The organism is Gilliamella sp. CG35 (genome assembly GCF_046635745.1).
Lineage (GTDB): Bacteria > Pseudomonadota > Gammaproteobacteria > Enterobacterales > Orbaceae > Gilliamella > Gilliamella apicola_I.
In genome coordinates this window covers 37,229-50,211 of record NZ_JBIDFH010000015.1, presented here as the reverse complement: position 1 = coordinate 50,211, position 12,983 = coordinate 37,229, and the positions used below count along the sequence as shown (strand labels likewise).

Here is a 12,983-nt window from a genome sequence, read left to right as displayed (position 1 = left end):
GCTATACTCGATAAATTAACAGCAGTGATTTATTTTTAGGTTAGCATGTCGATAAAAGATCAGATTGATACAGTTTTGCATAATGTTTTTGGTTATAAATCTTTCCGAAATCAACAAAAAGAAATTATCGAATCGATTATCGATGGGCGTGACACTTTAATTATTATTCCTACTGGTGGCGGAAAGTCGTTATGTTACCAAATCCCCGCTGTAATCCTACCCAAAACGGCAATCGTGATTTCACCCTTAATTTCGCTAATGAAAGATCAAGTAGATCAATTAGCCGCAAATGGTATTCCTGCTGCTTATCTAAATGGTTCTCAATCGTCATCCGAACAGCAAAATGTCATTGAACAATACCTTAATCATTCTATTAAGCTTTTATATATCTCACCAGAAAGATTGGCATTAGCGTATTTTCAAAGTTTAATCGAACAAAATCCACCGTCTTTAATCGCAATTGATGAAGCACATTGTATTTCACAATGGGGGCATGATTTTAGACCTGATTATCGGCAATTGGGACAACTTTCAGCACGTTTTCCTGGTGTGCCGATTGTTGCTTTAACGGCAACTGCCGATAAAATGACTCAAGCAGATATTATTACCCAGTTAAATTTAGTGGATCCCTTAGTTGTCGTTCGTAGCTTTGATCGTCCAAATATCCGTTATACTGTTGTCGAAAAATATAATTTAACCGACCAAATTGTCTCATTTATTGAAACCCAAAAAGGGAATAGCGGCATTATTTATTGCGCTAGTCGTTCAAAAGTAGAAGATATGACTACCAGACTTGCTGGACGGGGATTTTCCGTTGCAGCTTATCATGCAGGACTGACTAATCAACAACGCCAACAAGCACAAGAAGCTTTTTTAAAAGATGATATTCAAATTATTGTTGCAACCGTTGCTTTTGGTATGGGGATCAATAAACCGAATGTCCGTTTTGTTGTTCATGCCGATTGTCCACGCAGTATCGAGGCTTACTATCAAGAGACCGGGCGAGCAGGGCGTGACGGTGTGCCGGCTGAAGTTATGCTACTGTTTAATGCCAATGATCTGAGCTGGTACCGACAACAGATTAGTGAAAAAATGGAAGGACAACACAAAGATGTTGAATTCCATAAAATCGATGCAATGCAATCATTTGCCCAAAGTTTAACTTGCCGTCGTATCGTTTTACTCAACTATTTTGGTGAACAACGACACGAACCTTGTAATAACTGCGATATATGCCTTTATCCTCCTGAACATTATGATGGTTTAGTTGATGCGCAAAAAGTATTATCTTGTATATATCGTGTTGAGCAGCGCTATGGTGCGCAATATATTGCAGAGGTTTTACGAGGATCAAACCGATCGAAGATAAAAGAAAACGGACATGATCGTTTATCTGTTTATGGTATTGGAAAAGAACACTCCATTGATTATTGGCTTCATGTGATAAGGCAATTAATTTATCATGGCTATCTAATACAAAATATTGCTGCGTATAATACCCTACAATTAACAGAGCGTGCACGCCAAATATTGAAAGGTGAAATTGCATTATCCTTGGCTAAACCACGACTTGAAATTGTGAAGAAAAGCCGTTTAAATCGTTATGCAAGAGCAATAAATTTAACCACTATCTTATCTTATGAAGAGCGTATTTTATTTGGTTATCTTAAAAAATTACGTAAAGACATTGCCGATAGTGAAGATGTTCCACCTTATATTATTTTTAGTGATGCAACCTTACTCGAAATGGTACAAACGATGCCTGAAAGCAAACAACAATTACTCAATATTACTGGTGTTGGTAAAATTAAATTAGAAAAATATGGCAATCTTTTTCTTGATAAAATTAAAGAATACATGATTAACAATATATAATATTAAAACTATTTAAAAATAAACTTAGCATAATAATTATTTGTATGATCCAACAGGAAAAGTTAAATAATTAACAACCAATAAAATGGAGCTTTTTATGTCAACAATGAATGATATGTCTCAAATGCTTGCATTAGTATTATTGCTACTAATTCTTTTTTTAGGCGATATCGTATCTACACGAACCAAAGCATGGGTGCCGTCAGTTTTTGTTTGTGCCGTGCTTTTCTTAGCAGGTTACTTCACTTTTTTCCCAAAAGATATTGTCGCTCGAGCAGGAATACCCAAAGTTGTTGCTGTCATGTTTATGTATCTGTTAGTCGTTAACATGGGAACTTTACTTTCAGTTAAAGAGTTACTGCGCCAATGGAAAACTATCGTTATTTCACTGTCAGGCATTGTTGGAATCATCATTGTGGTTGTGATCGTTGGATACTTATTTTTTGACTACAATACAGTTATTGTTGCGATTCCACCTTTAGTGGGTGGGATCGTTTCCGCGATTATAATGGCAGGCGGAGCAACAAAAGCCGGTTTACAAGATCTTGCTGTATTTGCCATTATTATTTATGTCATGCAAGGTTTTATTGGTTATCCTCTCACTTCAATCATGCTTAAACGTGAAGGACGAAGAGTGCTTAAACAGTATCATGACGGTACATGGAATGCTTTAAATGATCCTAAGCCTACATCGAATAAGGAAGAAACCGAATCTAATGATGAACATCCAATGCCAAAAATGTTTGCGATGTTTTCAGCACGGTATAACACAACCTATTTTATTTTTTTACGAATTGCGATTATTGGCTTTTTTGCTTATTACGTGGCGAAAGTATTGGATCCTATTATCAGTATAAGTCCATTTGTACTTTGTCTATTATTCGGTGTAATTGCCGCATCGTGTGGTTTTCTTGAACGTCATCCTTTAAAAAAGGCGGGTGGTTTTGGTTTAGCGGTCATGGGACTTATGCTGTTTATTTTTGACACATTAAGTCAAGCTACACCTGACATGCTAGTAAGATTAATTACGCCTTTGGTTGTCTTTATATTAGCGGCGGTACTTGGTATGTTTATCTTTTCGCTTATTGCCGGAAAAATGCTAAACGTTAGTCGAGAAATGGCGTTTTCGATAGCACTAACAGCACTCTATGGGTTTCCTGCTGATTATATTATTACCAATGAAGTGATTAATAATTTGACCAAAAATGAAAAAGAAAAAGAGGTACTTACTCGTCATATGTTACCGCCTATGTTGATTGGTGGATTTATTTCAGTCACTATAGTGTCGGTTGTTTTAGCAGGCTTTATGGTCAATATGATAGTCGCACCTGCAATACAGTAAATGATAAATGTCTACAAGTTTGATGACAACTAATCGGATAACAAGATTTAAGAACAGTTTTTCTAACTATCTTCTTAATATGTTTTCAATATCAAACGCATTAATTTTGATGGACTAAATAACAAGAACAAAGGTAGTAAAATGATAAATCAAGATATTAAAAAGATAGTACAACAAAATATAAAAGAAATGGTCGCTTTTCGCCGTGATTTGCATCGTCACCCAGAATTACCGTGGGAAGAGTTCAGAACGACAGATAAAATTGCAGAGCAGCTTGATAAAATTGGCATCCCTTATCGTCGTACTGAGCCAACCGGTATTATTGCCGATATCCAAGGCGGAAAACCAGGTAAAAGAATTTTATTGAGAGCTGATATCGATGCGTTACCGGTGCAAGAGTTAAACGACAATATTGATTACAAATCAACCATAGACGGTAAAATGCATGCTTGCGGACATGATACGCATGCAGCCATGCTACTGACTGCGGCAAAAGCGCTTTATGCAATACGTGATCAACTAAAAGGTAATGTGAGATTGGTTTTTCAGCCTGCTGAAGAGATCGCACAAGGTGCAAAAGGCATGATAAAACAAGGTGTATTAGATGATGTGGATACCGCTTTTGGTATGCATATCTGGTCACAAACACCTGTCGGAAAAGTATCCTGTGTGGTAGGTTCAAGTTTTGCTTCTGCCGATTTGCTCACTGTCCGATTCAAAGGAAAGGGCGGGCATGGCTCGATGCCTCACGACACGGTTGATGCTGTCATGGTGGCATCTTCATTTGTGATGAACATACAATCGATTGTCTCACGTGAAGTGTCTCCGCTTACCCCTGCGGTGGTCACCATAGGAAAAATGGATGTCGGCACTCGTTTCAATGTTATTGCGGAAAATGCGGTTTTAGAAGGTACAGTTCGCTGTTTTAGTGTTGAAGTACGAAATAAAATTGAAGATGCTATTCGCCGTTATGCCAATCAAGTTGCTGCAATGTATCGTGCAACGGCTGAAGTAGAATACATTTATGGCACCTTACCCGTCATTAATGATGAACAATCTGCGCTATTAGCACAGAAAGTCATTGTTGAATCGTTTGGTGAACAAGCCCTTTATTTCGAGCCACCAACAACTGGCGGTGAAGACTTTAGTTTTTATACTGAAAACATTCCTGGTGCATTTGCATTAGTGGGTTCGGGTAATCCTGAAAAAGATACACAGTGGCCACATCACCATGGTTGTTTTAATGTTGATGAAGACGGCATGATTATGGGCGCAGAATTTTACGCACAATATGCTTGGTCATATTTGAATCAATAATAAATATGAATAATCCAACCATTATGGAATCGAAATAATGGTTGAGATTTATCTACTCAGGATTCAAATTTTCAACTACAATGAATCTGTATTAGTAAACACGCCCATATTTCTGAATAACTAACTCCAACAAACTTAATTTATTCTTATCATTCATTTTTTATTAATAATCTATTTATTAAAAGCATTCATTAAAGTAAACGTCAATAATAAAAATTGACTGGATTCTCATTCAATAAAGTATTGTAAATTGTTTACTGTCATCTTAAAGACTAATTTTACGCTTTATGATATTATTGATGCCAAATTGATTAGTTATACGCAATGGTGAATATGAGTTATCAAGTTCTGGCACGCAAATGGCGACCAAAATCATTTACTGAAGTCGTAGGGCAACAGCATGTCCTCAAGATTCTATCAAATGCACTTTCGCTAGGTCGGGTTCATCATGCTTATCTATTTTCAGGCACGCGTGGTGTTGGAAAAACCTCCATTGCTCGCTTACTTGCTAAAGGCTTAAACTGCGAAACTGGGATTACTGCTACGCCTTGTGGGGTATGTGATAATTGTCGTGATATTGAGCAAGGCAGATTTGTCGATCTTTTAGAAATTGATGCCGCTTCACGAACTAAAGTTGAAGATACACGTGAAATATTAGATAACATTCAATACTTGCCAACTAAAGGGCGCTTTAAAGTCTATTTAATTGACGAAGTGCACATGTTATCTCGCAGCAGTTTTAATGCCTTGCTAAAAACATTAGAAGAACCACCAGAACATGTTAAATTTCTGTTGGCAACAACCGATCCACAAAAGTTACCGATTACCATATTATCACGCTGTCTACATTTACATTTAAATGTGCTTGATACTTCGCTTATATCGGAACAGCTTTCTCACATTTTACAACTTGAAAAAATTGAATCTGAACCGAAGGCGATTCAGTTATTAGCCAAAGCGGCTAATGGTAGTATGCGAGATGCCTTAAGTTTAACCGATCAGGCTATTGCCTTAGGTAATGGCGTTGTTGATGCGCAATCAGTCAGTGTTATGTTAGGGACACTGGATAAAACAATTCCTTTTTTATTGGTTGAGGCACTTTATCAAAATGATGGCAATGCTTTGATGCAACAGATTGAAGCAGCTGCAACACAAGGCGTGGATTGGGATAACTTATTGGCTGAAACCATTACGCTTTTGCATCAAATCGCTTTATTACAAATTGTACCAACAGCATTGGGTGATTATACCGATAATGAAGAACGAATACGCTTTTTAGCACAATACATTGCGCCAAATGATATTCAGTTATTTTATCAAATATTATTAATGGGGCGAAAAGAATTAGCCTATTCACCCGATAAAAAAATAGGTGTTGAAATGAGCTTTCTAAGAGCATTAGCATTTCAACCCAAAACTAATGATAACAATACGTTAGTGTCAAATACAAAGCCAACGGTTCAGGCACCGCAGCCATCAAAGCCTATACATATTCAAGCATCAGCTAGTAAGAGTGACATATCAAACGCCACATCTGACTCGATGAGTAATGTACCGCCCGTGACTGATATTCATCAAAAATCAGCATCTGGCTCACCACAATCAGTGCACAATTTTCAACAAGTTGAGTTAGAAAAGACATCACGTATTGAGAGTAACGCACAATCTGATATAAAACACTCTCAAAATAATCATCAACAACCGGCTAAACACGATATGCCGATCCCAGATGATGTCTCTTCAATGACGAAAAGTATTTTAGAAATGCGGATGCAATTAATACAAGAGGAACAAAATAAAAAAAAGTCTGAACTGGTTGAAAAAAATCAACCAATTCAGGCGAGTATCAATGCATCATTAGCGCATGGCACAGACAAATGTTCACACGTAGAATCAAATGAAAATAACTTAAATAAGCCCGATAAGGATGAAGAGCAAATTACCGCAGAAAATTATCAATGGCAGGCGTGTGGGCTGATTGAAACCAAAGATGAATTAATCATTGATACGAAAAGTTTTCGCGAATCATTAAATGGTGATAAAACGCCCGAAATGATGAAAAAATTAATTGATGAAATGGCGCAAAAAGACGCATGGTGTGCCGAAATTGAGCAACTCGATATTGCGCCTTTAATTAAGCAAATTGCGATAAATTGCTCTATTGAACAAATAGATGATGAAAATATCGTTTTACATTTGCGATCAGCGGTAAAACATCTCATTAATGCATCAGCAAATATTTCAAAATTAGAAAAAGCAATGTCGAATTATCGACAAAAACCGTTAAAAATTAACGTTATTATTGATGATAATCAAACGATAAAAACACCTTTGGAAATGCGTGAAGATCTTTATCAACAAAAACTTGCGCAAGCTAAAGTGACAATTAATCAAGATCCAAAAGTGGCAATGATCTGCCAATATTTTGAAGCCAAGATTGATGAAACAAGTATTCGTCCTGTATAATTATGGACTAAATATATTTAACGAGGAATAATTATGTTTTCAGGTGGAAAAGGCGGTTTGGGTAATTTAATGAAACAAGCCCAGCAAATGCAAGCAAAAATGCAGCAAGCGCAAGAAGAAATCGCCAAATTAGAAGTAACAGGAGAGTCGGGTGCAGGTATTGTTAAAGTCAGCATTAATGGCGCTCATAACTGTAAACGAGTTGAGTTAGATCCGTCATTATTGAATGAAGATGACAAAGAGATGTTAGAAGATCTTATTGCAGCAGCTTTTAATGATGCAACTCGCCGATTAGATGAAGCTCAAAAAGAGCGTATGGCTCAAGTTACAGGTGGAATGCAATTACCACCAGGTTTCAAAATGCCTTTTTAATTTAAGCAAATTATCAGCTGTTTTTACTCACTATTTTGCCGAATTGGTCGGCAAAATTTTTCCTTTTATTGCCTGTCTATTTATACAGTTTTTCTTTATTATTTCAATTTCATCAGGTAAACTAAACAACAATAGTTTATACACTCGATATCAATGACAACATACACTTTACTCATTAATACTGTATTTGATTGAGTAATTATTCTTTTTTCATTGTTACATGTCATTGATAAATCTGATAACACTCAATATTAAGGATTAATTGTGATAGGTCGTTTACGCGGAATCATTATAGAAAAACAGCCACCCAAAGTGCTTATTGATGTGGGCGGTGTCGGTTACAATGTTTTTATGCCCATGACCTGTTTTTATGAATTACCCAACAATGGTCAAGAAGTTATCGTTTTAACACATCTGATTGTTCGTGAAGATGCCCAATTATTATATGGATTTAATCATGAACAAGAACGCGAATTGTTTCGTGAATTGATCAAAGTGAATGGCGTTGGACCAAAATTAGCATTGGCAATATTATCAGGAATGTCGGCTCAACAATTTATCGTGGCGGTTGAACAAGGTGAAATCAAAACGCTGGTTAAATTACCGGGCGTGGGGACTAAAACGGCAGAACGATTAATTGTGGAAATGAAAGATCGTGTTAAACGCTTTGGTGAAGAATTATCTGACTCAATGACCATTGTTGAAACTGGCAATATCAAAAAATCCTCAAATCAAATTGAAAGTGAAGCTGTTTCCGCCCTTATTGCTTTAGGCTATAAGCCACAAGAGGCCAGCCGTATAATCAGTAAAGTTATCAAGCCTGAAATGGATTGTGAAACGCTTATACGTGAAGCATTAAAATCAGCGTTATAAAAAGGTAAGCATTATGATTGAAGCGGATCGTTTAATAGCTCCACAAGCTCAAAAAGAAGAAGAGTCTCTAGATCGTGCAATTCGTCCCAAGTATCTGGATGAATATATCGGGCAACCTCATGTGCGTGAGCAAATGAAAATTTTTATTCAAGCCGCAAAACAGCGTAGTGATGCACTCGATCATGTTCTTATCTTTGGCCCTCCTGGGCTGGGTAAAACAACCTTAGCAAATATTGTTGCTAATGAGATGAGTGTTAATTTGCGCACTACCTCTGGTCCAGTTTTAGAAAAAGCGGGTGATCTTGCTGCCATGTTAACTAATTTAGAGCCTAATGATGTCCTTTTTATCGATGAAATTCATCGATTATCGCCAGTCGTTGAAGAAATCTTATATCCGGCAATGGAAGATTATCAACTAGACATTATGATTGGTGAAGGCCCTGCTGCACGTTCAATAAAAATTGATCTTCCTCCTTTTACCCTTATTGGTGCGACAACAAGAGCTGGTTCGTTAACATCGCCATTACGTGATCGCTTTGGAATCGTACAACGCCTTGAATTTTATCGTGTCGAAGATCTGGAATATATCGTTAGTCGAAGTGCCAAATTTTTGGGTATGGATTTATCCTGTGAAGGGGCTCATTTAATTGCTAAACGTTCACGAGGTACCCCTCGAATAGCTAACCGTTTGTTACGTCGAGTCAGAGATTATGCTGATGTAAAATCAAAAGGTATTATCGATGAAAAAATAGCGACCCAAGCACTCGATATGCTCGATGTCGATAATGAAGGTTTTGATTATATGGATCGCAAATTATTGCTAGCTATTATTGAAAAATTTATGGGTGGTCCGGTTGGTTTAGATAATATTGCTGCTGCAATTGGCGAAGAGCGAGAAACGATTGAAGATGTGCTTGAGCCTTTTTTAATTCAACAAGGTTATATTCAAAGAACACCAAGGGGCAGAATTGCAACACCGCATGCTTATCGGCATTTTGGCATTATTTACGAATAACGATTTTAATCAGTTTAAATTATTAATAGATCTCTAAATTAAATGGATTAAATACCGTCAATTGACGGTATCTTTTATTTTAAGTCATCCTAATTCTTTTTCGGTAAAAATCCCGCTAAATAAGTCAGTACTTAAATAACGTTCACCTGATGAAGGTAATATTACCACAATGGTTTTATTGCTATTCTCCGGTAAGTTAGCCAATCTATCAGCGGCAAAAACTGCTGCTCCTGAAGAGATTCCCGCCAAAATTCCTTCCTTTTCCATTAAAATGCGCGCAGTTTCGATCGCTTCTTCATTCGATACTTTTTCCACTAAATCAATTAAACTCAAATCCAAATTAGCCGGAATAAAACCCGCTCCAATACCTTGAATTTTATGTGGCCCTGGTTTAAGCGGTTCGCCAGCAAGTGCTTGAGTGATTACAGGTGACTGGCTTGGTTCGACCGCAACCGCCGTAATATTTCGACCTTGGGTATTTTTAATGTAACGTGTTACGCCTGTAAATGTTCCGCCTGTTCCTACCCCTGCGACAAAAATATCTATCTTTCCATCAGTATCAAGCCAAATTTCAGGCCCGGTTGTTTTTTCATGAATTTCGGGATTGGCTGGATTGCTAAATTGTTGTAGCATAATATTACGTTTGGGATTACTTGCTACCATTTCCTCAGCCTTTTCAATGGCGCCTTTCATTCCTTTTGACGTTTCTGTTAGAACTAAATTTGCACCTAATGCTTTCAACAATTTTCGTCGCTCAATGCTCATGCTTTCAGGCATGGTTAACGTTAATTTATAACCACGCGCTGCGGCAACGGCTGCTAATGCGATACCTGTGTTACCGCTGGTGGGTTCAATCAATTCAACATCCGGCGTTAATAAACCACGCTTCTCCGCATCCCAAATCATATTTGAAGCTATACGACATTTAACACTAAAACTGGGATTGCGTGACTCCACTTTAGCTAAAATATTACCATGACCAAAATGCTTTAAACGAACAAGAGGTGTATAACCAATAGTTTGAGAATTATCATCAAATATCTTACCCATGAATAAATCCTTATTAAAATATTAGAAAGGGATAGCATTGGAACATTATCGCTAATCATAGCTAATATTATAAATAGAACTCAAAAAGATGATACTAATTATTCATTATAACATTATGCATTTTAGCTATATGTTTGATCAAAGGACTAATGCAATAAATCAAGACGTTGATTTAGCGATTATTTAAAAAGTTCATCGAAGTCAACAATGTTCATTTCTTGTGCATTGGCATTTTTTTAATAAATACCGCTTTCCGTATCTAATTCCTGTTCAATGTTTTTGATCGCTTGTTCACACCGATAAATACGATTATCCAGTGTTGCAATCTTGATTGGATCGATTGACTCAGCAGAAAGTAATAACTCATATTTCATTTCTTGCAATCGACGCAAATAATCTAAATGGCGACAATGTTTTTCAGAGAGTGTTTCTTGAATTGAAAGTTTAGATTCTTCTTTTTTACGAAGTTGATGCGTCGCTAATTCACGGGTGAGGGCGGTGATTTGATTAACTAACATTTCAGACAAATAGACAATTTGTTCATCTTTTTGATTCATCACATTATTGACTAAAGCTTGAAAAGTTTGTTTGATTTTTTCTAAATAAAAAGTGTTATCCGTATTGATTTTGGTAGTATTAAATAAGTGTTCATCAAAATAGTGTTCTTGATAATTTTGTTGTTCAGATATATTGACTTGTTGTTCAAGTATATCAATTTGTTTTTTTAGTGATGCCAGCCGTTTCTGCATTTATTTTGATCTTAAAAATGAGTTTCTGAACTATCATCTTGAGCAAAGTAATTGCCAAAATGCTTTTTTGATAAAGTTATCAGCTTCATAAATGATTCGAAGGTTAATTTTTCGTTCGTTTCTTTATTTTCTACCAAAATTTTTTTTTCAATTAGTTTTGATTGAATATGATTATAGCAATCGACTAAATTGAGTGGTAACGGAGATTGTGAACGCTTGCCTAACCAATAGATACCCTGAACAGGTAAACTTAACGCAAACAAGATTGCGATAATCGTCACCGCTAATTGTGCTGGCATATAATATTGCCAAACAGCTAACGCAATAATTATTGGGGGTAAATACTTCTTCGCGGTTTTTATGTGGTTTATGATTTTTAATTCGGGAAATGAATACGAAAGTGCTTTATCTTTTGGACAAAGTTCCATATATCGTTGACCAGTCTTAAATGCCTTAACTAAATTCATAAATTTGTGATTCCTCGACATTCACCTATTATTGTCTTAAAATAGTGCCATCCAATTAGGGGCTTTCTTTATTTTATCTTAAAATGCAGAATATCAGAAGTCACCTTGTATATTCACATCGATTATTAAATCATGTGTAGAGTTACCAATTTTGATTGGTATATATCTTTTTATTCAATTTATAGGAATTACTATGTCGTCAAGTAACAATGTTCTTGTTCTAAATTGCGGAAGCTCATCTTTAAAATTTGCTATTATCAATCCTGAAAATGGCGATGAATTTTTATCTGGGTTAGCTGAATGTTTTAATCTTCCTGATGCACGCATTAAGTGGAAACTTGATGGAAGTAAAAACGAAGCATCTTTAGGCGCAGGAGCTGCACATAGCGAAGCAATTAAATTTATTGTTAATAGCATCTTCCCACAAAAACCAGAATTATTAGATAGTATTAAATCTATTGGGCATCGAATCGTTCACGGTGGCGAAAAATACACGCAATCAGTTGTAATTGATGATTCTGTTCTAAAAGGAATTGAAGAAGCAGCGGCATTTGCACCATTACATAATCCAGCGCATTTAATCGGTATTCGTGAAGCATTTGCAGCATTTCCTCATTTGAAAAATAAAAATGTGGCTGTGTTTGATACGGCATTCCATACAACCATGCCAAAAGAAGCTTATTTATATGCAATTCCTAACGAATTATACACCAAACATGGTGTTCGCCGTTACGGTGCTCATGGTACAAGTCATTACTATGTTAGCCGTAAAGCGGCAAAATTATTAAATAAACCAGTTGATCAAACCAATGTGATCACTTGTCACTTAGGTAACGGTGCGTCAATCACAGCAGTTAAAAATGGTAAATGTGTTGAAACCTCAATGGGGCTAACTCCATTAGAAGGTTTAGTCATGGGAACTCGCAGTGGCGATATCGACCCTGCAATTATGTTCTTCTTACACGACAACTTAAAAATGTCTGTTGCTGATATCAATAACTTGTTAAATAAAAAATCAGGTTTATTAGGTTTAACTGGTGTAAGTAGCGATTGCCGTTATGTGACAGATCACTATGACACTGATGAAAATGCGAAAAATGCCCTAGATGTATTTGTACATCGTTTAGTCAAATACATTGGTGGATATGCAATGTTATTAGATGGTCGTTTAGATGCGATTATCTTTACAGGTGGTATCGGTGAAAATGCAGAAGAAGTTCGTCGCATGGCGCTTCAAAAATTATCAATTTTAGGATTTGAACTTGACCAAGAACGCAATTTAGCTGCTCGTTTTGGTAAAGGCGGCACAATCACTAAAGATGGTTCAGCAATTGCAATGGTTATTCCTACAAATGAAGAACTCGTCATTGCTCAAGATGCTGCGCGTCTAACTGCTTAAAAGACAAATAAAACCGCCTTTATGGCGGTTTGTTTTTATATTTAATAAAGAATTAAGA

11 protein-coding genes are annotated in these 12,983 nt (G+C 36.4%); 8 read left to right on the top strand and 3 right to left on the bottom strand.

Translation table 11 applies throughout. From position 1 onward, the window contains the following. The first annotated feature begins 45 nt into the window (after positions 1-45). The 7 genes from recQ to ruvB all read left to right on the top strand — a co-directional run bounded on the left by recQ (position 46) and on the right by ruvB (position 9,260). On the top strand, positions 46-1,875 hold the full coding sequence (gene recQ, locus ACGH4F_RS07960; protein ID WP_411590765.1) for a DNA helicase RecQ: 1,830 nt from the start codon (positions 46-48) through the stop codon (positions 1,873-1,875). Between the two features lie 115 nt (positions 1,876-1,990). Further along, positions 1,991-3,217 (top strand): hypothetical protein, encoded by a 1,227-nt coding sequence (locus ACGH4F_RS07955; protein ID WP_411590792.1) that lies wholly within the window; start codon positions 1,991-1,993, stop codon positions 3,215-3,217. A gap of 141 nt (positions 3,218-3,358) precedes the next feature. Then, positions 3,359-4,534 (top strand): M20 family metallopeptidase, encoded by a 1,176-nt coding sequence (locus tag ACGH4F_RS07950; protein WP_411590764.1) that lies wholly within the window; start codon positions 3,359-3,361, stop codon positions 4,532-4,534. Between the two features lie 333 nt (positions 4,535-4,867). Next, the gene (gene dnaX / locus ACGH4F_RS07945) at positions 4,868-7,000 is read left to right on the top strand and encodes a DNA polymerase III subunit gamma/tau (RefSeq protein ID WP_411590763.1); all 2,133 of its coding nucleotides are present in this window, start codon (positions 4,868-4,870) and stop codon (positions 6,998-7,000) included. 33 nt (positions 7,001-7,033) lie between these two features. Beyond that, entirely contained in the window at positions 7,034-7,372 is a 339-nt protein-coding gene (locus ACGH4F_RS07940) for a YbaB/EbfC family nucleoid-associated protein (RefSeq protein ID WP_267351877.1), read from the top strand. Between the two features lie 264 nt (positions 7,373-7,636). Further along, complete coding sequence (ruvA, locus tag ACGH4F_RS07935) at positions 7,637-8,245, top strand: Holliday junction branch migration protein RuvA (RefSeq protein WP_065558172.1); 609 nt, start codon at positions 7,637-7,639, stop codon at positions 8,243-8,245. 13 nt (positions 8,246-8,258) lie between these two features. Then, the gene (ruvB, locus tag ACGH4F_RS07930) at positions 8,259-9,260 is read left to right on the top strand and encodes a Holliday junction branch migration DNA helicase RuvB (RefSeq protein ID WP_411590762.1); all 1,002 of its coding nucleotides are present in this window, start codon (positions 8,259-8,261) and stop codon (positions 9,258-9,260) included. Between the two features lie 84 nt (positions 9,261-9,344). On the opposite strand, the gene cysK is transcribed toward ruvB, so the two are convergent. The 3 genes from cysK to yfbV form a co-directional block, all read right to left on the bottom strand. After that, positions 9,345-10,310, bottom strand: coding sequence for a cysteine synthase A (gene cysK / locus ACGH4F_RS07925; RefSeq protein WP_411590760.1), 966 nt, complete (start codon positions 10,308-10,310; stop codon positions 9,345-9,347). 236 nt (positions 10,311-10,546) lie between these two features. Next, a complete protein-coding gene (priC, locus tag ACGH4F_RS07920; protein ID WP_411590758.1) occupies positions 10,547-11,059 on the bottom strand; it encodes a primosomal replication protein PriC in 513 nt (170 codons plus the stop codon). Between the two features lie 11 nt (positions 11,060-11,070). Beyond that, positions 11,071-11,526, bottom strand: a complete 456-nt coding sequence (gene yfbV, locus ACGH4F_RS07915; protein ID WP_411590756.1) for a terminus macrodomain insulation protein YfbV — start codon at positions 11,524-11,526, stop codon at positions 11,071-11,073. A gap of 193 nt (positions 11,527-11,719) precedes the next feature. Between yfbV and ACGH4F_RS07910 the strand changes: the two genes are divergently transcribed. Next, positions 11,720-12,925, top strand: coding sequence for an acetate kinase (locus ACGH4F_RS07910; RefSeq protein ID WP_411590754.1), 1,206 nt, complete (start codon positions 11,720-11,722; stop codon positions 12,923-12,925). The last annotated feature ends 58 nt before the right edge of the window (positions 12,926-12,983 follow it).